The following is a 21,754-nucleotide window of genomic DNA, read 5'->3' as shown; positions in this document are numbered from 1 at the left end:
CCCTTATTTCCCTTAACGAGAAGAGGAACCACTGATGGCAGCGCAGAGGCGTGGTGGCGGTCAGGGTGGCGACCGTCGCGACGGCCGCCGCGACGACCGCCGCGGTGGCGCCGACAAGGGCCAGTCGTACATCGAGAAGGTCGTGGCGATCAACCGTGTCGCCAAGGTCGTGAAGGGTGGTCGTCGCTTCAGCTTCACCGCCCTCGTCATCGTCGGTGACGGCAACGGCACCGTCGGCGTCGGCTACGGCAAGGCCAAGGAAGTCCCCGCGGCGATCGCCAAGGGCGTCGAAGAGGCCAAGAAGCACTTCTTCAAGGTGCCGCGGATCCAGGGCACCATTCCGCACCTGGTGCAGGCGCGGGACGCCGCGGGCGAGGTCCTGCTGCGCCCGGCCAGCCCCGGTACCGGCGTGATCGCCGGTGGTCCGGTGCGCGCCGTGCTGGAGTGCGCCGGCATCCACGACGTGCTGAGCAAGTCGCTGGGCAGTGACAACGCGATCAACATCGTGCACGCCACGATCGCCGGTCTGAAGGCGCTCAAGCGTCCCGAGGAGATCGCGGCCAAGCGCGGCCTGCCGATCGAGGACGTCGCCCCGGCCGCCATGCTGCGGGCGCGCGCCGCCGGCAGCGAGCCGAGGGCGGAGGCACCGACCTCATGAGCCAGCTCAAGATCACGCAGATCAAGTCCGTGATTTCGGAGAAGCAGAACCAGCGTGACACGCTGCGCACCCTGGGCCTCAAGAAGATCGGTCAGAGCACCGTTCGTGAGGACACCCCGCAGGTGCAAGGCATGATCCGGACGGTGGCGCACCTGGTCACCGTCGAGGAGGTCGACTGACATGGCTGATCTCAACAAGGAGACCTCGGCCACCGAGGGCACGCCCCTCAAGGTGCATGACCTGCGTCCTGCCCCCGGCGCCAACAAGGCCAAGGTCCGCAAGGGCCGTGGTGAGGCGTCCAAGGGCAAGACCTCCGGTCGCGGCACCAAGGGCACCAAGGCCCGCAACACGGTCCCGGTCGGGTTCGAGGGCGGCCAGATGCCCCTGATCCGCCGCATCCCGAAGCTCAAGGGCTTCAAGAACCCCAACCGGGTCGAGTTCCAGGTCGTGAACCTGGACAAGCTGTCCGAGCTCTACCCCGAGGGTGGCGAGGTCACGGCGCAGGACCTGGCGGCGAAGGGCGCGGTGCGCCCCAACCGTCCGGTGAAGGTCCTCGGCACCGGCGACATCTCCGTCGCGGTCCAGGTGAAGGTCAACGCCTTCTCCAAGTCCGCCAAGGAGAAGATCGCCGCAGCCGGCGGCACCGCCGACGAGCTGTAAGCAAGAACGCGAACAGGGCCCCGGCCCCCCGCAAGGGGACCGGGGCCCTGTCGCATCCCTAGCCGCTCGTATGTGAGCGGACGGCACTAGCAGCGGTGGCGGGTCGTCTTGGTGACGCCGATCCAGAGAGTCTCGGATCCCCTGGGGGTCCTCCGGTACCAGTTACCGTGAGCTCGCCAGGTGTAGGTGCCGTTGGACTTGCACTTGACCTTGGGGTTGACGCTGCCCTTGCGGTAGATGGTCTTGCTGGAACGGCCGTCCCAACCCCACCACCGCTTCTGCTGGAGCGTGACCTTGAAGTAGGTGGCGCCGCAGTTCTTGAGCTTGCCGCCGATGACCGTGTGCCAGCCGTTCCTGAACTTCTGCTTGTACGGCTTCCACATGTAGACGCAGCTGGGGGCGGCCTTGAGGACCTCACGGCCGGCGGGCGTCAGCTGGCCTTCGAGGTCGGCCAGCCGGACGGCGGAGTAACCGGCGGTGGAGGACGCGGTCGCGGACACGGTGGACGAGGCGGTGGAGGACGAGGCGGTGGAGGACACGACGGTGGACCACGCGGCGGCCGGGGCGGACTCCGCGTGGGCGATGCCGGCGGCGAGCATGGGGGAGAGCGTGGCGGCACCGGTCAGCGCGACGGTGCCTAGCTTGACGCTGAGATTCATGACCCTTCTTCCCTCGGATCTTGGCGCTTCGTCCGCAATTGGAAAGCGTGCCCGTCTCTGTTGCGTCTCCGTTGTGTCTCGGAAGTGTCGTGGGAGTGTCTCCGGACCAGCTCAAACCCTGGTGCGAATGTGTCGGGCGGGGCGGAAGCCACAGGAAGCGTCGGCACGGGTTTTGCGCTAGTAGCGAGATGATTCGAAGTCGCCTGTGGTAGCCGCTACCCTGGGCGGAGCCGTCACGCTTCGCCGTGGGTGAGTGCGCTCCTGGGGCAAGATAAGGTATGCCCCTGGGCGGGGCGTCGGCGTCGCTCACCCCGGTGATTTGATCCAGATCGACTCTGCCGCATTGGTGCAGGTCATGCAGGAGGAATAGTGCTGACCGCGTTCGCTCGGGCTTTCCGTACGCCTGACCTGCGTAAAAAGATACTGTTCACGCTTTTCATCATCCTCGTGTTCCGGATCGGCTCCAGCCTGCCGACGCCGAACGTCAACGTCGAGGTGTTGAAGAAGACGTCCGACGCCGCCAAGGAGGGGTCGCAGGGGCAGGTCTTCCAGCTCGTCGACCTGTTCAGCGGTGGCGCGCTGTTGAAGCTTTCGGTGTTCGCGCTGGGGATCATGCCCTACATCACGGCGAGCATCATCTTGCAGTTGCTGACGGTGGTGATCCCGCGGCTGGAGGCCCTCAAGAAGGAGGGCCAGGCCGGCACGACGAAGATCACGCAGTACACCCGGTACCTGACGGTCGGTCTGGCGATCCTGCAGGGCACCGGCATCGTGGCGATGGCGAGTTCGGGCCAGTTGTTCGGCAATGCGGCGCAGGAGGACGTCCTCTACGACAAGGGCCTCTTCCCGATCATCACCATGGTCGTCTGCATGGTGGCCGGCACCTCGGTGATCATGTGGCTCGGTGAGCTCATCACCGATCGCGGCGTCGGCAACGGCATGTCCATCCTGATCTTCACCCAGGTGGTCGCGATCTTCCCGGCGCAGTTCTGGGGCATCTACACCAAGAAGTCGCCGTTCGTCTTCGCGCTGGTCATCATCGTGGGCTTGGCGATCATGGCGGGTGTCGTGTTCGTCGAACAGGCCCAGCGGCGGATCCCGGTGCAGTACGCCAAGCGAATGGTCGGCCGCCGCATGTACGGCGGCACCTCGACCTACATCCCGCTCAAGGTCAACCAGGCCGGCATCATCCCGGTCATCTTCGCCTCGTCGCTGCTCTACCTGCCGGTGCTGGCCTCCCAGCTCTGGCCGGAGAACAAGTGGGTCATCAAGATCCAGCCCTACCTGCAGCAGGACAACGCCTGGCACATGGCCGTCTTCTTCGGCTTCATCATCTTCTTCACCTACTTCTACGTGGCGATCACGTTCAACCCCACTGAAGTGGCCGACAACATGAAGAAGTATGGTGGATTCATCCCAGGCATCCGTCCGGGCCGGCCGACCGCCGAGTACCTCGACTACGTGCTGACCCGGATCACCACTCCCGGTGCGCTGTACCTGGGGCTTGTCGCACTGATCCCGATGGTGGCGTTCGCACTGCTGAAGGCGACCAACGACTTCCCGTTCGGTGGGACGAGCATTCTCATCGTCGTCGGCGTCGGGTTGGATACCGTGAAGCAGGTCGAATCTCAGTTGCAGCAGCGTAACTACGAGGGCTTCCTCCGGTAGTGCGTATCGTGCTGGTGGGCCCCCCTGGAGCGGGCAAGGGGACGCAGGCCCAGTTCATCGCATCGCATCTGTCCATCCCGAAGATCTCGACAGGTGACATCTTCCGAGCCAACGTGAGCGGCGGTACCGAGCTCGGCCGGCAGGCCAAGCAGTTCATGGACCGCGGCGACCTCGTCCCCGACGAGGTCACCATCGCGATGGTGCGCGACCGGCTTGCCGAGGACGACGCGCGGGACGGCTTCCTGCTGGACGGCTTCCCGCGCAACGTCCCCCAGGCCGAGACGCTGAAGAAGATCCTTTCCTCCGACTTCGACGCCAGGCTCGACATCGTCCTGGAGCTCGTCGTCGACGAGGACGAGGTCGTGCGGCGGCTGTCGGGCCGGCGCACGTGCGAGCGGTGCGGTCGCATCTGGCACGTCGACTTCGACGACAAGAGGGACGACGTCTGCGACGACTGCGGCGGCCATCTCTTCCAGCGTGACGACGACAAGGAAGACGTCGTCCGCCACCGGCTCGAGGTCTACCAGGAACAAACCGCCCCGCTGGTCCAGTTCTACGCCGATGAAGGCATCCTGAAGGGTATCGACGCGACCGGTCCGGTCGAGGAGGTCACCAAGCGCGCGCTGGACGAGCTGCGCCCTCTGGAGAGATGACCCCTGACGACCGTGATCCAGGGGGAGACATGTTCAAACGGCGCAGGCCTGTGATCCAGATGAAGACCGCCGAGCAGATCGAGCTGATGCGCAAGGCGGGCCTGCTGGTCGGTGAGACCCTGCAGCTGCTGCGCGAGGCGGTCAAGCCCGGCATCACGACGCTCGACCTGGACACCATCGCCGAGCAGAACATCCGCGACCACGGCGGCATCCCCTCGTTCAAGGGTTACCACGGCTTCCCCGGCACGATCTGCGCCTCGGTGAACGAGGAGATCGTGCACGGTATCCCGCGCGACTCGAAGGTGCTCAAGGACGGCGACGTCATCTCGATCGACTGCGGCGCCATCGTGGAGGGCTGGCACGGCGACTCGGCGATCACCGTTCCGGTGGGAGAGGTCACGCCCGAGCTGACCAAGCTGCTGGAGGTCACCGAGACGTCCCTGTGGCACGGTCTGAAGGCCGGAGTGGCCGGAGCCAGGCTCACGGACATGTCGCATGCGATCGAGTCCCACATTCGCTCTCAGGGCCCTTACGGCATCGTTGAGGGCTATGGGGGCCACGGCATCGGGACCGAGATGCACATGGACCCGCTGATCCCCAATCACGGCGCCCCCGGTCACGGGCCCGTGCTGGAGGTCGGGATGTGCTTCGCGGTCGAGCCGATGGTCAATCTCGGCACCAAGGCGACGGTCGAGCTGGAGGACGGCTGGACCGTGATCACCACGGACGGCGCCTACTCCGCGCACTTTGAGCACACGTTCGCCGTGACGGCGGACGGCCCGCGCGTGCTGACGGCCCTTGACGAGGGCCGGGAGTGGTTCGCCAAGCTTGAGGGGTAGGACCCTCCCGATCCCCGAAGGGGTGGCCATGACGAACCCTGAGATGCGCGCATCGGACGCCGACCGGGATCGTGTGGCCACGGCTCTGCGCGAACACTGCGCCGAAGGCCGCATCACGATGGACGAGCTGCACGAGCGGCTGGAGGCCACCTACGCGGCCAAGACCCTCGGGGACCTGCAGGAGGTCACGTCAGATCTCCCCGAGGAAGACCTGTACGCCCTCCCTGTCCCGGCTTCCCACCGTTCGACGACGAACCTCCCCGCCAAGCAGAACTTTGGCGAGATCTCCCTGACCGGGCCCGCGGCCATGTGGGCGAGCTGGGCCTCGGTGAGCGCGATCTGCTTCACGGTCTGGCTGATCGTCGCCCTGACCACTGGCGCCGCCTACCCGTGGTTCCTGTGGGTAGCCGGCCCCTGGGGCGCCATCCTGCTCATGCGTACGATCTTCGGCCCCCGCCGCGACAACTGACCCCGCCGGAAAGACTCACCCTGCGAGCAACTGACCCCACCGGAACGGCTGACCATGCGTGTAGCCGATCCTGCTGGGATGGCTTGCTCTGCGGGCAGCTGACCCTGCTGGGATGGCTGGCCGTGCGGGCAGTCGATCCTGCTGGGATGGCTGGCCGTGCGGGCAGTCGATCCTGCTGGGATGGCTGGCCGTGCGGGCAGCTGATCCTGCTGGGATGGCTGGCCGTGCGGGCAGCTGATCCTGCTGGGATGGCTGGCCGTGCGGGCAGTCGATCCTGCTGGGATGGCTGGCCGTGCGGGCAGTCGATCCTGTCGGGATGGCTCGCCCTGCGTGCAACCAACCCGCCCGGGACGGCTGACCTCGCCTGGGCACCGACCCGGCCCGGGACGGCTGGCCCTGCGTGCAACCGATCCCGTCGGAACGGCTGACCTTGCGGGCAACTGTCCCCGCCGGAACGGCTGACCTGCGGAGTAGCTGGCCTTGCGGAATAGCTGACCTCTGCTGCGGGGGCTTAGTCGACTTCCATGAGGGGGCGGTAGTTGCCTGTGGGCACGAAGTGGGTGGTCGCGTTCTCCTCGGTGACGAGGTGGACGGCGAAACCGGCGGGTTCTCCGGTCACCGCGGCCCTACCGGGGCGGGTGAGGTCCAGGAAGAGCTGCCGGTAGGTGCTGGGACAGGTCGTGCACACCGTTGTGCCGAGCGAGCCCACCGAGCCGCGGTGCACATGGCCGCTGATCACCCGGGCCACCTGCGGATGGCGGGCGACGGTCTTGGCGAATCCGGTGGTGTCGGCGAAGCGCATGTCGTCGATGAAGCGGATCCCGAGCGGGTAGGGCGGGTGATGGGTCGCCACGACCGTCGGGGTCTCGGGTGCGGCGGCCAGGACGTCGTCCAGCCAGGCCAGGCGTTCGTCGTCCATTTCGCCGTGCGGGTTGCCGGAGACGGTGGTGTCGCAGCAGACGAGGCGGACCCCGTTGACGTCCACCGCGTACTGCACCGGTGCGCCGTCCTGACCCGATCCGGCCACCGCCGGGTGGTCCCTGAACGCGTCGCGGAGCGCGTCGCGGTCGTCGTGGTTGCCGGGCAGCGGATAGACCGCCATCGGCAGCGGCGACAGCAGTGCGTGCAGCCGGGCGTATTCGGCGGGCCTGCCGCCGTCGGCGAGGTCACCGGTGAGCACCACGGCGTCGGGCCGGGCGGGCAGCGCGAGAAGGCTGGACACGGCCGCGCGGAGGGCCCGTACGGGGCCGGAGTCGTCATCGACCTCACCGTTCTTGCCGGCGGCGAGGTGGATGTCGCTGAGCTGCGCAATGATCGCCATTGATCCCTCCCCCTTGGTAAGCACATCACGGACCCACGGGCGGCGCACTGGGTGGCCGGGCCGGTCCCGGACCGCGAGACCGGACGGAGTGCTGGAACGATCTTTGCGCCCGATTGACCGCGGTGTCGACTTGGCGCGGGGACAAGAAGATCAACAGGCTCCGTGTACCGGTGGAGCCGACCCCCGAGGGGAACCGATGATCCGCAGACTATCGACAGCCTGTGCGGCGGCCGCGATCGGTACCGCCTTGGTGGCTGCGCCGCACGTGGACGACGGGGTGAAGGTCAAACCCGTCCGGGCCGGGCCGGGAGAGACGGTCGAGATCTCCGCGCCGGGGAGCTGCGTCGATCCGGTGGCGACGTCGAACGCGTTCCACGGTGTCCGGGTGCCCCTGGAGCCGGCGAACGACCGGCCGCTGGGGAGGGCCGGGATCGGCGCGTCCACCACACCGAGGGTCTATCCGGTGAAGGTGAGCTGCTCGGGCGGGTCGACGATCACCGGCACGGTCGAGGTGGTGCCCGCGGACACGGCGGCTCAGGAGAGCTGGGGAGCCGTGATCGCTGCCGGGGGGACCCTGGTGGTCGTCGCGGGGGTCGGGATCGCGGTGTGGCGGGCTCGCCGGCGCCGGACGGAGCCCCATGTCTGATCGCTGCCGCCGTGTCCTTGGAACCGTGGCGGGCCGTTCCCAGATCGTGATCGGCTGTGCGCTGCGGGGCGATCGCACGGTCCGGCGCGGCGCGCAGCCCGCCGCCGGACGTCCGGCGGCGCTGCCGGGCACGCTGGGCCGGTCCCAGCCCGTCTCCATCGCGATCCCGAACATCGGGGTGAACGCGCCGCTGGCCGGCGTCGGGACGACCGCGAGCGGCCGGATCGAGGTACCGCCGCTCGACGAGCACAACATGGCCGGCTGGTACGCGCGCGGCGCGAGCCCGGGCGAGCCGGGCGCGGCAGTGATCGCCGGTCGGGTCGGGACCACGACCGGCCCGGCGGTGTTCGCCCGGCTCCGGGAGTTGGCGCAGGGCGACATCGTCGGCGTCGTCAGGGAGGACGAGACCGTGGCGGTGTTCAGGATCACCTCGGCCGAGCAGATCTCCGGGGGCTTCCCGGCCGAGTGCCTGCGCCGTGGCGCCCCCGAACTCCGCTTGATCGCCTGCGCGGGCCTCCACGACGACGCGTGGCGTTCCCACCCGGATCACCTGATCGTCCACGGCTCGTTCGCCGCCGCCTACCGGGTCTCCGACCTGCTCGACACGTGAGTCAGATGTGAGCTTCAGGCGACGACGGCCGAGAGGGCGTTCGTGATCGCTTCGGGGGCCGGGGCGACGTCGGGGACCACATCGCGCAGGGCCAGCCAGCCGTTGATCGCACGCGCGGTGGGCCAGGCCTCGCGGAGCTGGGGGTCGTCCAGGTCGTACCAGGCGGCGACCTTGGACCAGCGCCAGAGGCGGTGCCCGGCGCTGGAGAGCTCGGAGGCGGGGAAGCCGCCCGCACCGCGGGCGCCGGTGATGGCCAGGCGCACCGAGTCGGGCGTGCGGCCGACACGTTCGGCGATGTCGCGGATGGTGAGGAGCGGGTCGGCCTCGACGCGTTCGACGTGGAGGCCGGGGGCGCTGGACTCGAGGTGCGCGATCACTTCCATGATCGCGGTGGCCAGCGTCGGGCCCTGCCATGTGCAGGTGGCGTTGCCCGGGCGCTCGGCATGATGCGGCTCACTGATGATCGAAACCGTCACCTGGCCATGGGTGCGGTCGAACAGGGGATCGAGCTCGTCCTCGTAGAGCGGGCGGCTGAGGATCAGCACGAAGTCATAGCCGGGCATGCTGATCCCTCCTCCCTGGTGTATCTCTCCTGGAAAGGTACAACGCGGGAGCGCTGTATGCTTGGGTCGGGAGTAGTCTCCGGGGCAGGATCGTGCGTGAATTTCACATTCGGCGGCCGGTTGACGTAGACTCCTATGTCGGTCCGTTGTCGGCCGCCTGATTCCCTGCACGAACCTTCCGGTGACGTGGCATGGGTGCGGCCGGTTCACCTCTGGGATTCCCCTTCGGTGTGCGCGGACCGAGTCCAATGAGCCGATCAGTGAAGCGCGGAGGACATGCCCAAGAAGGAAGGCGCCATCGAGATCGAGGGCACCGTCATCGAGTCCCTCCCGAACGCCATGTTCCGGGTGGAGCTCGACAACGGGCACAAGGTGCTCGCCCACATCAGCGGCAAGATGCGGATGCACTACATCCGGATCCTGCCGGACGACCGCGTCGTCGTGGAGCTGAGCCCCTACGACCTCACGCGTGGTCGGATCGTCTACCGCTACAAGTAATCCCACTGGGGTTGCCTTCCCCGTGCGTGGCGGCGCGGGGGTGACCCTGATTCTTAGGAGACCCAGTGAAGGTCAAGCCGAGCGTCAAGAAGATCTGCCAGAAGTGCCGCGTCATTCGCCGGCACGGTCGGGTCATGGTCATCTGCTCCGACCCGCGTCACAAGCAGCGCCAGGGCTGACGACCTGACGCACAAGTAAATCCAGCGCATCGCAGGCTTTGCACTTCGGCGCCGTACGCATCTGATCCTGTTGGGAAGCGAGAGCTTCCACCCCCAGGTGAGTGTTCACCCGGGGGACGGTCCCCGGATCTCCGGGGGCCGATCGCCAAGATCAGGTCGTACGGCACGGTCGTGTGAAGGGAGACCCTCGGACGGAGGCCGAGGCCGCCACCCGGGCAGGGTGTGAGCGGATCGCGATGCGCCAATACCTCCGCAAATGAAGGGAACTGCCCACGATGGCACGCCTCCTCGGCGTCGATCTCCCGCGTGACAAGCGCGTCGAGATCGCTCTCACCTACGTCTTCGGTGTCGGTCGTACCCGCGCCCAGGAGACGCTGAAGAACACCGGCGTCAACCCGGACCTGCGGGTTCACCAGCTCGGTGACGAAGAACTGGTCAAGCTCCGTGACTGGATCGAGTCGAACTACAAGGTCGAGGGTGACCTTCGCCGCGAGATCCAGGCGGACATCCGCCGCAAGATCGAGATCGGTAGCTACCAGGGGATCCGGCACCGCCGCGGTCTCCCCGTGCACGGTCAGCGCACGCAGACCAACGCGCGTACCCGCAAGGGCAAGAAGAAGACCGTGGCCGGCAAGAAGAAGGCCGGCAAGAAGTAGTCCGCCCGGACTTCGGTCCGAGTTGGATCGATGACCTCAGAGTAGAGAGAGCACATGCCTCCTAAGAGCCGTGTCGGCGCCAAGAAGGTGCGCCGCAAGGAAAAGAAGAACGTCGCTCACGGGCACGCCCACATCAAGAGCACGTTCAACAACACGATCGTCTCGATCACCGACCCCAACGGGAACGTGATCTCCTGGGCCTCCTCGGGCCACGTGGGCTTCAAGGGCTCGCGCAAGTCCACCCCGTTCGCCGCCCAGCAGGCCGCCGAGTCCGCCGCCCGCCGCGCCATGGAGCACGGCATGCGGAAGGTCGACGTCTTCGTGAAGGGCCCGGGCTCGGGCCGCGAGACCGCCATCCGGTCGCTCCAGGCGACCGGCCTCGAGGTGGGCTCGATCCAGGACGTCACGCCGGTTCCGCACAACGGCTGCCGCCCGCCGAAGCGCAGGAGGGTCTGACCGTCATGAGCAAGCTGGAATTTGCCATGGTCGGCATGGGCGCCCGCCGCAGGGCTCACCAAAGCGGTCGCCGGGTCTGAGGCAGGGGAGATCTAGAACAATGGCTCGTTACACGGGTGCCGACTGCAAGCTTTGCCGTCGGGAGAAGATGAAGCTGTTCCTCAAGGGCAGCAAGTGCATGGGCCCCAAGTGCCCGATCGAGATCCGGCCCTACCCGCCGGGTGAGCACGGCCGCGGTCGTCCCAAGGAGACCGAGTACCTGCTCCAGCTGCGCGAGAAGCAGAAGGCCAAGCGCATCTACGGCGTGCTCGAGCGCCAGTTCAGCAACTACTACGTCGAGGCCAACCGCCAGGGCGGCAAGACCGGTGAGAACCTCCTCACCCTGCTCGAGCGCCGCCTCGACAACGTCGTCTACCGCGCCGGCTTCGCCAAGTCGCGCGACGCCGCCCGCCAGCTGATCCGCCACGGCCACTTCAAGGTCAACGGCAAGAAGGTCGACATCCCGTCCTTCCTGGTCGGCGAGGCCGACATCGTCGAGGTCCGGCAGAAGTCGCTCGAGATGACCCCCTTCGTGGTCGCTCGCGCGGAAGCCGGCGAGCAGCAGGTCCCGGCCTGGCTCGGCATCGTCACCGAGGGCGCCATGCGCATCCTCGTGCACTCCCTCCCGGTCCGGCAGCAGATCGACGCGCCGGTCCAGGAGCAGTTGATCGTCGAGCTCTACTCCAAGTAAGGGCTCATTCCGCCGCCGTGATCATGCCTTCAGGTGTGATCACGGCGACGGGGCGGAAGGAAAGTACTGCGGTCGTCATATAGCGGGCACCGCGGAAAGAAGGTTCAACCATGCTCATCGCTCAGCGTCCCACTCTCACCGAAGAGCAGGTCGACGAGTACCGGTCGCGGTTCACCATCGAGCCGCTGGAGCCGGGCTTCGGCTACACGATCGGCAACTCGCTGCGTCGTACCCTGCTCTCCTCGATCCCCGGTGCGGCCGTCACCAGCATCCGGATCGAGGGCGTTCTCCACGAGTTCTCGACCGTCCCCGGGGTCAAGGAGGATGTCACCGACATCATCCTCAACCTCAAGGAGCTGGTCGTCTCCTCCGAGCACGACGAGCCCGTGGTCATGTACCTGCGCAAGCAGGGCCCGGGCGAGGTGACCGCGGCCGACATCGCGCCGCCGGCGGGCGTCGAGGTCCACAACCCGGACCTCCACATCGCCACGCTCAACAACAAGGCCAAGCTGGAGATGGAGCTGACGGTCGAGCGCGGCCGCGGCTACGTCTCGGCGGCCCAGAACAAGCAGCCGGGCCAGGAGATCGGCCGGATTCCGATCGACTCCATCTACTCGCCCGTGCTCAAGGTCACCTACAAGGTCGAGGCGACCCGTGTCGAGCAGCGCACCGACTTCGACCGTCTGATCCTGGACGTCGAGACCAAGCAGGCGATGCTCCCGCGTGACGCGGTGGCCTCCGCCGGCAAGACCCTGGTCGAGCTGTTCGGCCTGGCCCGGGAGCTCAACGTCGAGGCCGAGGGCATCGACATGGGCCCGTCCCCGACGGACGCCGCGCTCGCCGCGGACCTGGCCCTGCCGATCGAGGAGCTCAACCTCACGGTGCGGTCGTACAACTGCCTCAAGCGCGAGGGCATCCACTCTGTGGGCGAGCTGGTCGCCCGCAGCGAGCAGGACCTCTTGGATATAAGGAATTTCGGCGCCAAGTCGATCGAAGAGGTCAAGCAGAAGCTCAACGACATGGGGCTGTCACTCAAGGACTCCCCGCCTGGGTTCGACCCGAGCGCGGCGGCGGACAACTACGGCGACGACGACCAGAGCTACGCCGAGACCGAGCAGTACTGAGCGCGTAAGACACGTCAAGGCCCGTCGCGGCCGGGGTTCGGCTCCGGTCACGGCGGGCACGGCCGCCGCCGGTACCTCGTACGGCCGGCGCGGAAAGAGCCGACACCGGCGACCGCCGGTGCGGACATGAGCTGACACCGGTACCTGGTACGGCCGGTGCAGGAAGGAAACGACATGCCTCAGCCCACCAAGGGTGCCCGCCTCGGCGGCAGCGCCGCGCACCAGCGGCTCATCCTGGCCAACCTGGCCACGGCGCTGTTCGAGCACGGTCGCATCACCACGACCGAGGCCAAGGCCCGGCGGGTCCGTCCCCTGGCGGAGAAGCTGATCACCAAGGCCAAGAAGGGCGACCTGCACAACCGTCGCCTGGTGGCCCGGACGATCCGCGACAAGAACGTTCTGCACGAGCTCTTCACCGAGATCGCGCCGAAGTTCGAGAACCGTCCCGGTGGCTACACCCGCATCACCAAGCTCGGGCCGCGTAAGGGCGACAACGCCCCCATGGCCGTCATCGAGCTGGTGCAGGAGCAGCTGACCGCCTCCACCGCGACCACGGTCGCGCCGAAGGCCGCGGACACGGCGGAGGAGAAGGTCGACACCGCCAAGGTCGACACCGCCAAGGCCGAGGCCGCCGACGAGGCGACCACCGGCGAGGCCGACGAGGCCACCGAGGCCAAGGCCGAAAAGTCCGAGTGACCAGCGGCGACCGGCCCCGCACTCGCGGGAGCTCGGGCGCCCTGCCTCTTGGCACGACATGAACAGGCCCGCCGTCTGGTACGAGACGGCGGGCCTGATCTTTGCCAGACTGATCCCATGGTCAGGCCGTGCGGGCGACGATTCGCAGAGGAGCATGTCCCAGGTGCTCGGCTGAGCACTCCGCAGGCAGCGGGCACTCCGCGAGCAGTGGACAGAGGCGTTGGAGAAGGAACCCCAGGCTGACATGACCGCATTGGTACGACTCCGGCTCGACATCAGCTACGACGGGTCGGATTTCGCGGGCTGGGCCCGCCAGCCCGGGCAGCGCACCGTCCAGGGCACGATCGAGGACGCGCTGGCCAGGCTGCTGCGCCTCGACCCGCCGCCGGTCCTCACCGTCGCCGGGCGAACGGACGCGGGCGTGCACGCGCGCGGCCAGGTGGCCCATCTGGTCGTCCCCGTCGCCGCGTACTCGGTGATCAACGGCACCATGCCGCGCCGGCTCGCCGGGATGTTGCCGCCGGACGTGCGCGTCCGGCGCGTAACGGTGGCCCCCGAGGGCTTCGACGCGCGCTTCTCCGCCCTGTCACGCCGCTACGTGTACCGGGTCTGCGACGATCCGGTCGGTGTCGAGCCGCTGCGCCGCCACGACGTGCTCTGGCACCCGCGGCCGCTCAATCTGGACCGGATGAACGAGGCGGCCGGGCTGCTGCGGGGCGAGCACGACTTCGCCGCGTACTGCCGCAAGCGGGAGGGCGCGACCACCATCCGCCGCCTGCTGAAGTACGAGTGGGAGCGCGAGAGCAGGCACATCGCGGCGGCGACCGTACAGGCCGACGCGTTCTGCCATTCCATGGTCCGCGCGCTGGTCGGGGCCCTGCTGATGGTGGGGGACGGGCGCCGCGAGATCGAGTGGCCGTCCGAGGTGCTGGCCGCGCGCGTACGCGACTCGGCGGTGAACGTGGCGCCCGCGCACGGGCTGTCCCTCGAAGAGATCAGCTACCCCGACGACGAGGGCCTGGCCCAGCGTGCCCAGGAGACCCGCCGGGTCCGCACGCTCAACGCCACCGCCGACCCCTCCAGCTGCGCCTCCTGATCAGGTGGCGCGGGCGTCGATCGGCCGGACGCTGTAGTCCACGAACTGCTGCGCGGCCGTCTTGAGCGTCTGGTCGTCGGGCTGGGCCCGCTTGCCGTCGGCGTACTGCGCGTACGCGTAGATGATGTAGCGCCCTCGCACCGTGCTCACCGCGAAGCCGCCGGCCTGGTCGATGCTCTGCGACCGTCGCCCGGCCATGCCGCGGAACCACTCGTACCGGCTCGGCGAACCCGCCTTGCTGGCCTTCAGCGCGGCGTCCTTGTCCGGCATCGCGGCGATCCCGGTCGTGACGGCCAGGGCTTTGCCGCGGTCGAGATAGGTGACGCGCACGACACTGCGGCAGCCCTCCCTCGTCAGCGCGTCCGCCATCACGCCCCGCGCGGCGAGGGAGCAGCGGTGATTCACCGAGGATCTGTCGCGGACGTACGCGCGTCCGCCCAGGTCGACGGCACCGGAGGGATAGGCCTCGGCCAGGGCCAGCGGCTGCGGGTCGGTCTTCTCGCTGGAGATGTCCACCGGCGGTGGAGCGGGCGGCACCACCGGGCTCGGCTTGACAGCCGCCCGGCTGGGCGAGGGCGAAGCAGCCGTCTTACTGTCGTCGGACGTGCCGCCGATGACGGCGAACGTGGCCGCGGTGGCCAGCAGGGCACCCGCGACCGCCCCCACGATCAACAGCGCCTTCCGGTTGCCACGCGAGGCCGGCCGATCGTCCGGGCCGAAACCCAGCGGAAAGCCCTGCTCGGCCGGGGAATCCTCCGCGTCGATCGACTGCCCGCCCTCGGCGTGGTAGACCGGCGTGATGATCGTCGGCCCCGCCTGCTCCTCGGCCTCCGCCTCCGGCTGAACCGGAACGACCGAGCTGTCCGTGGGCGGCGCGATCCCGGCCGGCAGAATCGCGTCCGGAACCAGGACCGGTGCCGCCATGAACCGGGGTTCCCCACCCTCGACGCGCCCGTCCGCCTCACCCGCATGGCCCACCCCGGCCACGTCAGTGTCGGCAGACACCCCCGCGTCAGCCGACGCGCCCCTGTTGGCCGCTTCACCTACGTCGGTCGCCTCGTCCGCATGGTCAGTTGCAGCCTTGCTGGCCGCCTCGCCGAAGCCGACTGCCCTCCCAGCGTCGGGCGGCCCGCTCGTGGTGGCTGCCGTGCCCGTGTTGGCCGCTTCGCCCACGTCGGTCGGCCGGCCAGCCCTGGTCGCCTCGCTCGCATGGTCAACCGCGGCCGTGCTGGCCGCCTCGCCGAGGCTGGCTGCCCTCCCAGCATCGGGTGGCGTGCCCGTGGCGGGTGCCGTGTCCGTGTCGGTTGTCCTGCCCGTGTCGGGCGGCTTGCCAATGGTGGTCGTGTTGTGTGTGTGCTCAGTCGCTGCCGTGCTGGCTGTCGTCCCCGTGCTGGTCGGCTGACTCGTGCCGGTTGGCGTGCCCGTGTCGGCTGGCTCGCTCGCGCTGGACACGTCCCATGAGTGGTCAGTCTTGTCCGTGCCGGGCGCCTCGTCCGTGTTGGGTGGTACGCCCAAGGCGTCGGCTATGCCTATGCCGGTGGCCTCGTTTGCGTGTCCGGTCGTGGTGGTGCTGGTCGCCTCGCTGGCGCTGGCGGTTGCCCCCGGGTTGGTCGGCGCGCCCGTGTTGGGTGGCTCACCCGTGGTGGTGGCCACGCCTGTAGCGACCAGTTTGTCCGTGCCGGTTGCGACGTTCTCGTGGTCGTTGGTGGCCGCGACGCCGGCGTTGGGTGGCTCGCCCACGGTGGGTGCCATGCCCGTCTCTTTTGCCTGGCTCGCGCTGGGCACGTCCGATGGGAGGTCGGTCTTGGCTGTGCCGGGTGCCTCGTCCGTGTCGGCTGGCTCGCCTGTGCTGGGGGTTATGACGGGGATGCCGTCGGGGTCGGTGTCGGAGAAGGTCTGGCTGGGGCGCTGGACGATGGGCTCGGCGGGGACCGCGCGGCGGGTGTCGACGCTCGGGACGCCCACGCCGGCGACCAGGGTGTCGAACGTGGGAGGTGCGGTCTCTGGTTCCTCGGTGCGCGAGATGTTGATCGAGGGCTCGGGTTCCTCGGTCTCGGCGGCTGCCCACCAGGGCTTCTCCAGGCCGAACGGGGAGAAGCCGATCGCGTCCGCCGGGCCATCGGCCTGGCCGAAGCTCGGGGGTGCCGGGGAGGCGGGAACGGGAGGCGTCCCCGCCTCCTCTGCGGGCTCCCGGGGTTCTTCAGGTCCAGACATGGTTCGCTCAGTTTCGGAAGGGCTTGCCTTCGGTTTCCCGGTAGGTCAGGGCGAACTTCAGGTTGCTCCCCCTGATGACCTCCTGGCCGAACGTGGAGACGGCCTTGTGGTACTTGGTGGCGATCTTCTTGCCGTCCGGTCGCTGCACCCAGGTCATCACCAGGTAGTGGCCGCGGATCTCGGCGGTGCCGAGGGCCTCGCCCTTGCCGATCTTCTTGGTGGTGCCGGTGCCGGCCAGTGGCTGCAGGTAGGCGTCCTTGGCGGCGGCGGCACGTTCGGCCACCTTGGCCGCGGCCTCGGTCTTGAGGTTCAGGACGCCGACCGTGCCGATGAGCTTGCCGTCGCTGCGGGCGAACGTCGCGCGCAGGGCCTGCGAGCAGCCGCCCTTCTTGAGGGCCTTGCCGAGCGCGGCGCCGTTGACGATGCCCGTGCAGCCGCGCTGCGCCTTCCAGCCGGTGCGCATGTACTTCGCGCCGCCGGAGGCGAAGGTGCGCTTGCCGAACGCCTCGTTCAGCGTCATCGGGTTGGGGTCGGTGGCGCGGCTCTTGAGCTTGACCGGTGTCAGCGGAGGCTGCGAGGGCTGCTGGCGGGGCGCCGTGGCCTGCTTGGGCGCGTCGCTCTTGGTCGCGGCCGCGGGCTTGGTCGGTTCGTCGTCCTTGAGCATCGCGGAGGCGCCGAAGCCGCCGCCGACCAGGACCAGCCCGGCCACGACGGCACCGCCGATGATCAGCGGGAGGTTGTACTTGCGGTCAGGTGGGACGGGACCGGCCTGGGGAGGTACGCCGGCGCCAGGTGGGGCGCCACCGTCGAAGCCCTCGTTCGAGAACTGCGCCGTGCCCTGGGGTGAGAACCACTCGTTCTCGGCCGGCGCCTCTTCTCCCCAGGGTGTGTACAAGCCGCCCGTCCCCTCGCTGTCGCGGGGGGAGAAGGGGGATTCGTTCTTGTCCTGGCCGTACGGTGCCGTGTCGGGTCGTTCAGGTCCGGAGCCGTACGGCGCTTGCGACGGCTGGGGAGGCCAGCCGTCGGGTTTGCCTTGATCGCCCGGATAACCCATGGCTTGGACCTTACCGTTCCTTTTCCAGAGCTCTGGACCTTCGGAACACCCACCATGACATGGGGGCGAACCGGGCGCCGCCGGTTTGGGGAAGGTCACGGCCCGTACGGCCGGGAAGGGTCACTGCCAGCCGAAATCCTGCGTCCACCAGGGTCCGCCGGAGCCGCCGACCATGCCGACGCCGATCGCCTTGAGCTTGCAGTTGAGGATGTTGGCGCGGTGGCCGGGGCTCTTCATCCAGCCCTCCACGACGGCGGCGGCGGTCGGGTAGCCCTTGGCGATGTTCTCCGCGCCGGGGCTGGTGTAACCGGCGTCCTCCATGCGCTTCCAGGGGCTGTCGCCGTTGCGTGAGGTGTGGTCGAAGTAGTCGTGGGCGGCCATGTCGGCCGAGTGCCGCCGGGCGGCGGTCGCCAGGCGCTGGTCGGTGCGCAGGGCGCCGCAACCGGCCTTGGCCCGCTCCTTGTTGGTGAGGGTCACCACCGCGGCCTCCGGCCCGCCGGACGTGGGCGGGGGGTTGCCGCCCTGTGGCGGGCGGGACGACGATCCCGGGCTGGGTGAGGAGGACGGGCTGTTCGGCGTCTTCGTGGGGCCTTGCAGGGGCTTGAGGGGCGGCGTGCTCTCGTTCGTGCCGGGGGCCGGGGCGCCGGCGTTGGCCCTGGGCGCTCCCGCGCCCTTGCCCGTTCCCTTGTCGGTGGGCACGCCGTTGCTCGTTCCAGCGCCGACGCCGGACGGCCCGGGCCGCGCCGAGTCTCCGGCCGGGCCGGACGCGGATGCCGACTCGGACCGCAGCTCGGGCAGAACGAGGCGGTCGAGGGCGACGCCGGTGCCGATGGCGAGGGCGGCGCCCGCGGCCGTCAGTGTGACGGTGAACACGGTCTTGAAGCTCGATCGCTTACCGCGGGCGGTGGCGGCACGGTCTCGGGACCGCCCCCCGGGGGCGCGGCGACGGCCTCCGGGGCGGCCGGAGGGACCGACGGCGAGGCGGTCTGACGGCTCGGCGCCGAAGCGGTCTGCGGGCTCGGCGCCTGAGGTTTCGGCGCTGGGGCGCCACGAGGGGCCTGTGGGGTCCATCGGGCGACCTGAACTGCGTGAACGGCCTGATGACCTGCGGGGGGAAGGCAGCGGGGCTCCCGGGAGGCTGGCCGGCGACTCGCCGGCGGCGGATCCGGTCGGCCGCACCTTATCCTTATATGGCGTGCAAATCAGAAGATCTCCGCTAACGGACATCCCCTATCTGTGCAGAGGACCGGCCGATCACTTCAAGAACGGCCGTGCCTTTCCGGCCCGGGCATCGGGCTCCATGGGGCATACTGGAGAGTGGCTGGGAGACTGTCGCAACGAGCCGTTTTGACCCATGCCCGCGCGGCTGGGTATCCTGCCAGTTCGTTGTATGCGTCGGTGTGCCCTGCGTGCTGAGCACGATGCGGGCCCCGGCCTCCCGGAGCGCCAGGTCGGACCATTCTCTGATCGGCGCGAGCAGGATTCCGCTGAGAAGTCGACAAGAAACGAAGGCCTACGACCGTGCGCACGTACACCCCAAAGCCCACTGACGTCCAGCGTCAGTGGTACGTCATCGACGCGACCGATGTCGTGCTGGGTCGGCTCGCCAGTCAGGTCGCGCAGCTGCTTCGGGGTAAGCACAAGCCGATCTACGCGCCCCATCTCGACACCGGTGACTATGTGATCATCATCAACGCCGAGAAGGTGGCGCTGTCCGGCAACAAGCTCGAGCAGAAGCGCGCCTACCGCCACTCGGGTTACCCGGGCGGTCTGCGCTCGGTGGCCTACGCCGACCTGATGGCCAAGAACCCGCGGAAGGCCGTGGAGAAGGCGATCAAGGGCATGCTGCCCAAGACCACCCTCGGCCGGCAGATGTTCGGCAAGGTCAAGGTCTACGCCGGCCCCGAGCACCCGCACCAGGCGCAGAAGCCGGTTCCGTTCGAGATCACCCAGATCAAGCAGTAATCACTGATCAACACCGCAGATCCGGCATCGCGCCGGAGAGCGGGTCGGTCGCACCACCATCGCGCGGCCGCCGGGGCACCCGAGGACCGACCGGGCCAGCCGTCCTGGCTAGAACACCACAAGAGGAGAACCGTGGACGAGTCCACCGGCACCGAGACGCCCGCCGAGGGCGTCGAGTACGACTCGTACGAGGACGCCCCGTCCGAGTACACCACCGAGAGCCCCGAGGCCTCCGAGGCCTCCTTCCTGGCTCAGCCGGTCGCGACCGGCCCGGCCGCCGGCACCGGCCGCCGCAAGCAGGCCATCGCCCGCGTCCGGATCGTCCCGGGCACCGGCAAGTGGACCATCAACGGCCGCACCCTTGAGCAGTACTTCCCCAACAAGGTCCAGCAGCAGACCGTGAACGAGCCGTTCGTGCTGCTGGGTCTGGAGGGCCAGTTCGACGTCATCGTCCGCGTCAACGGCGGTGGCACCACCGGCCAGGCCGGCGCGCTGCGCCTGGGCATCTCCCGGGCGCTGCAGTTCGCCAACATCGAGCACCGCCCGGCGCTGAAGAAGGCCGGCTTCCTCACCCGTGACGCCCGCGTTCCGGAGCGGAAGAAGGCCGGTCTCAAGAAGGCCCGCAAGGCGCCGCAGTACAGCAAGCGCTGATCTGGTTTCAGCCGATACAGCCGATACGAGCCGTCGCACCCGTCGATCCCCCATGGCAGATCGAATCGGGCGCGGCGGCTCGTTCGTGCTTTCCGAGGGCATATCCCGCCTTGCTTCGCGGTGGTGCGCGGGTGCCCTTTTCTTGGACTTTCCCCATTAGATTTGACCGAGCGGGGCGGGAGCCGAGCGATCCTCGCCTCACCCGCGCGGACTCGTGCCTTTCTGGGAGTTGAACTGTGGGTCGTCTCTTCGGAACCGATGGTGTACGCGGGCTCGCCAACCGCGACCTCACCGCCCGCCTCGCGATGGACCTGTCCGTCGCGGCGGCGCGCGTGCTGGGGGAGCAGGGGACGTTCAAGGGCCACCGGCCGGTGGCGGTGGTGGGCCGTGACCCGCGTGCCTCCGGCGAGTTCCTGGAGGCGGCCGTGGTCGCCGGGCTGGCGAGCGCGGGCGTCGACGTGCTGACGCTGGGCGTGCTGCCGACTCCCGCCGTGGCGTATCTCACGAACGCGCTGGACGCCGATCTCGGCGTGATGCTCTCCGCCTCGCACAACCCCGCCCCGGACAACGGGATCAAGTTCTTCGACCGCAGCGGCTTCAAGCTGGCCGACGAGATCGAGGACCGCGTCGAAGCCGCCCTGGGCCAGGACTGGGACCCGCCGACGGGAGCCGGGGTCGGCCGGGTGCGCGACGCGCACGGCGCCGTGGAGCAGTACGTGGCGCACCTGCTGTCGTCGTTGCCGGTGTCGCTGGACGGGCTGCGCGTGGTGGTCGACTGCGCGAACGGTGCCTCCTCCGACGTCGCCCCCGAGGCGCTGCGGCGCGCCGGCGCCGAAGTGATCACGATCGGCGTGGCGCCGGACGGGCTCAACATCAACTCCGGCTGCGGCTCCACCCACCTGGCGGCGCTGCAGGAGGCCGTGCGCACGCACGGCGCCGACGCGGGCATCGCCAACGACGGTGACGCCGACCGGTGCCTGGCGGTCACCGCCACCGGCGACATCGTGGACGGCGACCAGATCATGGCCATCCTGGCGACGGAGCTGCGCGAGTCGGGACGGCTGGCCAACGACACCGTGGTCGCCACCGTGATGTCCAACCTCGGCTTCAAGATCGCGATGCGCGACGCGGGCATCAACGTGATCGAGACCGCGGTGGGCGACCGCTACGTGCTCGAGGCGATGAAGGAGCGCGGTTTCAACTTCGGCGGCGAGCAGTCCGGCCACGTGATCATGCTGGACCACGCCACCACCGGTGACGGCGTGCTGACCGGCCTGCACCTGCTGGCGACCATGGCCCGCCGCGGCCGTGCGCTGGACGAGCTGGCCAAGGTCATGACCCGGCTGCCACAGGTGCTGATCAACGTGAAGGGCGTGGACAAGTCCCGCGCCAAGACCGCACCGGAGCTGGCCGCGGCCGTCGAGGCCGCCGAGGCCGAGCTCGGCGACACCGGCCGGGTCCTGATCCGGCCCAGCGGCACCGAGCCCATGGTCCGGGTGATGGTCGAGGCCGCCGCCGAGGACCAGGCCCAGTCCGTGGCCGAACGCCTCGCCCAGACCGTCCGTACCACGCTGTGTTAGTTCGGCATTCGCGGCCTCGGGGGGCTCGCCTTGCGGCTCGCCCCCCGAACCGCCAAGGCGGCGATCGCGACATCGCTTCGCGATCTCTCGTGAAGCTTCGCCTTCGGCT

26 protein-coding genes are annotated in these 21,754 nt (G+C 68.9%); 20 read left to right on the top strand and 6 right to left on the bottom strand.

All coding sequences use genetic code 11. The features are described from left to right. Positions 1 to 34: 34 nt before the first annotated feature. From rpsE to rplO, 3 genes are read left to right on the top strand one after another with little or no spacing between them, the layout of a single operon-like run. Complete coding sequence (gene rpsE / locus F8566_RS06345) at positions 35 to 658, top strand: 30S ribosomal protein S5 (RefSeq protein WP_449691111.1); 624 nt, start codon at positions 35 to 37, stop codon at positions 656 to 658. Next, the gene (rpmD, locus tag F8566_RS06340) at positions 655 to 837 is read left to right on the top strand and encodes a 50S ribosomal protein L30 (protein ID WP_151558935.1); all 183 of its coding nucleotides are present in this window, start codon (positions 655 to 657) and stop codon (positions 835 to 837) included. The genes rpsE and rpmD overlap by 4 nt, the downstream gene beginning before the upstream one ends. Before the next feature lies 1 nt (position 838). Continuing rightward, entirely contained in the window at positions 839 to 1,318 is a 480-nt protein-coding gene (gene rplO, locus F8566_RS06335; RefSeq protein ID WP_151558934.1) for a 50S ribosomal protein L15, read from the top strand. A gap of 86 nt (positions 1,319 to 1,404) precedes the next feature. Here the strand turns inward: rplO and F8566_RS49665 are convergent, their stop codons facing one another. Next, positions 1,405 to 1,977, bottom strand: coding sequence for a hypothetical protein (locus tag F8566_RS49665; protein ID WP_192809539.1), 573 nt, complete (start codon positions 1,975 to 1,977; stop codon positions 1,405 to 1,407). Between the two features lie 369 nt (positions 1,978 to 2,346). On the opposite strand from F8566_RS49665, the gene secY reads away from it, so the two are divergent. Genes secY through F8566_RS06305 form a run of 4 tightly spaced genes read left to right on the top strand, consistent with a single transcriptional unit; the run spans position 2,347 to position 5,606 of the window. After that, complete coding sequence (gene secY, locus F8566_RS06320) at positions 2,347 to 3,645, top strand: preprotein translocase subunit SecY (RefSeq protein WP_151558930.1); 1,299 nt, start codon at positions 2,347 to 2,349, stop codon at positions 3,643 to 3,645. Next, on the top strand, positions 3,645 to 4,298 hold the full coding sequence (locus F8566_RS06315; protein ID WP_151558928.1) for an adenylate kinase: 654 nt from the start codon (positions 3,645 to 3,647) through the stop codon (positions 4,296 to 4,298). Before secY ends, F8566_RS06315 begins: the two co-directional genes overlap by 1 nt. A gap of 29 nt (positions 4,299 to 4,327) precedes the next feature. Continuing rightward, entirely contained in the window at positions 4,328 to 5,137 is an 810-nt protein-coding gene (gene map, locus F8566_RS06310; protein WP_151558926.1) for a type I methionyl aminopeptidase, read from the top strand. Positions 5,138 to 5,165: 28 nt separating this feature from the next. Beyond that, a complete protein-coding gene (locus tag F8566_RS06305) occupies positions 5,166 to 5,606 on the top strand; it encodes a DUF1707 SHOCT-like domain-containing protein (protein ID WP_225992910.1) in 441 nt (146 codons plus the stop codon). 511 nt (positions 5,607 to 6,117) lie between these two features. On the opposite strand, the gene F8566_RS06300 is transcribed toward F8566_RS06305, so the two are convergent. Then, positions 6,118 to 6,927, bottom strand: a complete 810-nt coding sequence (locus tag F8566_RS06300) for a phosphodiesterase (RefSeq protein WP_151558924.1) — start codon at positions 6,925 to 6,927, stop codon at positions 6,118 to 6,120. 196 nt (positions 6,928 to 7,123) lie between these two features. On the opposite strand from F8566_RS06300, the gene F8566_RS06295 reads away from it, so the two are divergent. Together F8566_RS06295 and F8566_RS06290 are read left to right on the top strand one after the other, a co-directional pair. Then, complete coding sequence (locus tag F8566_RS06295) at positions 7,124 to 7,573, top strand: hypothetical protein (RefSeq protein ID WP_151558922.1); 450 nt, start codon at positions 7,124 to 7,126, stop codon at positions 7,571 to 7,573. After that, on the top strand, positions 7,566 to 8,183 hold the full coding sequence (locus F8566_RS06290; RefSeq protein ID WP_151558920.1) for a sortase domain-containing protein: 618 nt from the start codon (positions 7,566 to 7,568) through the stop codon (positions 8,181 to 8,183). Before F8566_RS06295 ends, F8566_RS06290 begins: the two co-directional genes overlap by 8 nt. 14 nt (positions 8,184 to 8,197) lie before the next feature. Here F8566_RS06290 and F8566_RS06285 read toward each other — a convergent pair whose 3' ends face one another. Next, complete coding sequence (locus F8566_RS06285) at positions 8,198 to 8,746, bottom strand: hypothetical protein (protein WP_151558918.1); 549 nt, start codon at positions 8,744 to 8,746, stop codon at positions 8,198 to 8,200. A gap of 276 nt (positions 8,747 to 9,022) precedes the next feature. On the opposite strand from F8566_RS06285, the gene infA reads away from it, so the two are divergent. The 8 genes from infA to truA all read left to right on the top strand — a co-directional run bounded on the left by infA (position 9,023) and on the right by truA (position 14,181). Continuing rightward, complete coding sequence (gene infA, locus F8566_RS06280) at positions 9,023 to 9,244, top strand: translation initiation factor IF-1 (protein WP_018657567.1); 222 nt, start codon at positions 9,023 to 9,025, stop codon at positions 9,242 to 9,244. Between the two features lie 65 nt (positions 9,245 to 9,309). Then, positions 9,310 to 9,423, top strand: coding sequence for a 50S ribosomal protein L36 (gene rpmJ / locus F8566_RS06275; RefSeq protein ID WP_018657566.1), 114 nt, complete (start codon positions 9,310 to 9,312; stop codon positions 9,421 to 9,423). A gap of 275 nt (positions 9,424 to 9,698) precedes the next feature. Next, the gene (gene rpsM / locus F8566_RS06270; protein ID WP_151558916.1) at positions 9,699 to 10,079 is read left to right on the top strand and encodes a 30S ribosomal protein S13; all 381 of its coding nucleotides are present in this window, start codon (positions 9,699 to 9,701) and stop codon (positions 10,077 to 10,079) included. Positions 10,080 to 10,133: 54 nt separating this feature from the next. Beyond that, complete coding sequence (gene rpsK, locus F8566_RS06265; protein WP_067486841.1) at positions 10,134 to 10,535, top strand: 30S ribosomal protein S11; 402 nt, start codon at positions 10,134 to 10,136, stop codon at positions 10,533 to 10,535. 100 nt (positions 10,536 to 10,635) lie between these two features. Continuing rightward, a complete protein-coding gene (rpsD, locus tag F8566_RS06260; RefSeq protein WP_151558914.1) occupies positions 10,636 to 11,265 on the top strand; it encodes a 30S ribosomal protein S4 in 630 nt (209 codons plus the stop codon). 110 nt (positions 11,266 to 11,375) lie between these two features. Then, positions 11,376 to 12,389, top strand: coding sequence for a DNA-directed RNA polymerase subunit alpha (locus F8566_RS06255; protein WP_131741171.1), 1,014 nt, complete (start codon positions 11,376 to 11,378; stop codon positions 12,387 to 12,389). Positions 12,390 to 12,563: 174 nt separating this feature from the next. Beyond that, the gene (rplQ, locus tag F8566_RS06250) at positions 12,564 to 13,085 is read left to right on the top strand and encodes a 50S ribosomal protein L17 (protein WP_151558912.1); all 522 of its coding nucleotides are present in this window, start codon (positions 12,564 to 12,566) and stop codon (positions 13,083 to 13,085) included. A 244-nt stretch (positions 13,086 to 13,329) separates the two neighbouring features. After that, positions 13,330 to 14,181: a tRNA pseudouridine(38-40) synthase TruA gene (truA, locus tag F8566_RS06245; protein WP_192809538.1), complete on the top strand. Its 852-nt coding sequence runs from the start codon at positions 13,330 to 13,332 to the stop codon at positions 14,179 to 14,181. Here the strand turns inward: truA and F8566_RS06240 are convergent, their stop codons facing one another. The 3 genes from F8566_RS06240 to F8566_RS06230 all read right to left on the bottom strand — a co-directional run bounded on the left by F8566_RS06240 (position 14,182) and on the right by F8566_RS06230 (position 18,322). Then, positions 14,182 to 16,395, bottom strand: a complete 2,214-nt coding sequence (locus F8566_RS06240) for a hypothetical protein (RefSeq protein ID WP_151558910.1) — start codon at positions 16,393 to 16,395, stop codon at positions 14,182 to 14,184. 7 nt (positions 16,396 to 16,402) lie between these two features. After that, the gene (locus F8566_RS06235) at positions 16,403 to 17,449 is read right to left on the bottom strand and encodes a hypothetical protein (RefSeq protein WP_151558908.1); all 1,047 of its coding nucleotides are present in this window, start codon (positions 17,447 to 17,449) and stop codon (positions 16,403 to 16,405) included. 120 nt (positions 17,450 to 17,569) lie between these two features. Further along, complete coding sequence (locus F8566_RS06230) at positions 17,570 to 18,322, bottom strand: CAP domain-containing protein (RefSeq protein ID WP_225992909.1); 753 nt, start codon at positions 18,320 to 18,322, stop codon at positions 17,570 to 17,572. Positions 18,323 to 18,970: 648 nt separating this feature from the next. Between F8566_RS06230 and rplM the strand changes: the two genes are divergently transcribed. The 3 genes from rplM (at position 18,971) to glmM (ending at position 21,645) form a co-directional block, all read left to right on the top strand. Next, positions 18,971 to 19,414, top strand: coding sequence for a 50S ribosomal protein L13 (gene rplM, locus F8566_RS06225; protein WP_151558904.1), 444 nt, complete (start codon positions 18,971 to 18,973; stop codon positions 19,412 to 19,414). A 132-nt stretch (positions 19,415 to 19,546) separates the two neighbouring features. Next, positions 19,547 to 20,065, top strand: a complete 519-nt coding sequence (gene rpsI, locus F8566_RS06220) for a 30S ribosomal protein S9 (protein WP_151558902.1) — start codon at positions 19,547 to 19,549, stop codon at positions 20,063 to 20,065. 236 nt (positions 20,066 to 20,301) lie between these two features. After that, the gene (glmM, locus tag F8566_RS06215; protein WP_151558900.1) at positions 20,302 to 21,645 is read left to right on the top strand and encodes a phosphoglucosamine mutase; all 1,344 of its coding nucleotides are present in this window, start codon (positions 20,302 to 20,304) and stop codon (positions 21,643 to 21,645) included. The last annotated feature ends 109 nt before the right edge of the window (positions 21,646 to 21,754 follow it).

The sequence above is a fragment of the Actinomadura rudentiformis genome (assembly GCF_008923185.1).
Classification (GTDB): Bacteria; Actinomycetota; Actinomycetes; order Streptosporangiales; family Streptosporangiaceae; genus Spirillospora; species Spirillospora rudentiformis.
This window is presented reverse-complemented; position numbering and strand designations above follow the sequence as displayed.

Excerpts from the sequence above, each read along its gene's own strand:
- rpsE (WP_449691111.1), top strand. The coding sequence starts at position 35 with ATGGCAGCGCAGAGGCGTGGTGGCGGTCAGGGTGGCGACCGTCGCGAC.
- rpmD (WP_151558935.1), top strand. The coding sequence starts at position 655 with ATGAGCCAGCTCAAGATCACGCAGATCAAGTCCGTGATTTCGGAGAAG.
- rplO (WP_151558934.1), top strand. The coding sequence starts at position 839 with ATGGCTGATCTCAACAAGGAGACCTCGGCCACCGAGGGCACGCCCCTC.
- F8566_RS49665 (WP_192809539.1), bottom strand. The coding sequence starts at position 1,977 with ATGAATCTCAGCGTCAAGCTAGGCACCGTCGCGCTGACCGGTGCCGCC.
- map (WP_151558926.1), top strand. The coding sequence starts at position 4,328 with ATGTTCAAACGGCGCAGGCCTGTGATCCAGATGAAGACCGCCGAGCAG.
- F8566_RS06305 (WP_225992910.1), top strand. The coding sequence starts at position 5,166 with ATGACGAACCCTGAGATGCGCGCATCGGACGCCGACCGGGATCGTGTG.
- F8566_RS06300 (WP_151558924.1), bottom strand. The coding sequence starts at position 6,927 with ATGGCGATCATTGCGCAGCTCAGCGACATCCACCTCGCCGCCGGCAAG.
- F8566_RS06295 (WP_151558922.1), top strand. The coding sequence starts at position 7,124 with ATGATCCGCAGACTATCGACAGCCTGTGCGGCGGCCGCGATCGGTACC.
- F8566_RS06290 (WP_151558920.1), top strand. The coding sequence starts at position 7,566 with ATGTCTGATCGCTGCCGCCGTGTCCTTGGAACCGTGGCGGGCCGTTCC.
- F8566_RS06285 (WP_151558918.1), bottom strand. The coding sequence starts at position 8,746 with ATGCCCGGCTATGACTTCGTGCTGATCCTCAGCCGCCCGCTCTACGAG.
- infA (WP_018657567.1), top strand. The coding sequence starts at position 9,023 with ATGCCCAAGAAGGAAGGCGCCATCGAGATCGAGGGCACCGTCATCGAG.
- rpsM (WP_151558916.1), top strand. The coding sequence starts at position 9,699 with ATGGCACGCCTCCTCGGCGTCGATCTCCCGCGTGACAAGCGCGTCGAG.
- rpsK (WP_067486841.1), top strand. The coding sequence starts at position 10,134 with ATGCCTCCTAAGAGCCGTGTCGGCGCCAAGAAGGTGCGCCGCAAGGAA.
- rpsD (WP_151558914.1), top strand. The coding sequence starts at position 10,636 with ATGGCTCGTTACACGGGTGCCGACTGCAAGCTTTGCCGTCGGGAGAAG.
- F8566_RS06255 (WP_131741171.1), top strand. The coding sequence starts at position 11,376 with ATGCTCATCGCTCAGCGTCCCACTCTCACCGAAGAGCAGGTCGACGAG.
- rplQ (WP_151558912.1), top strand. The coding sequence starts at position 12,564 with ATGCCTCAGCCCACCAAGGGTGCCCGCCTCGGCGGCAGCGCCGCGCAC.
- truA (WP_192809538.1), top strand. The coding sequence starts at position 13,330 with ATGACCGCATTGGTACGACTCCGGCTCGACATCAGCTACGACGGGTCG.
- F8566_RS06240 (WP_151558910.1), bottom strand. The coding sequence starts at position 16,395 with ATGTCTGGACCTGAAGAACCCCGGGAGCCCGCAGAGGAGGCGGGGACG.
- F8566_RS06235 (WP_151558908.1), bottom strand. The coding sequence starts at position 17,449 with ATGGGTTATCCGGGCGATCAAGGCAAACCCGACGGCTGGCCTCCCCAG.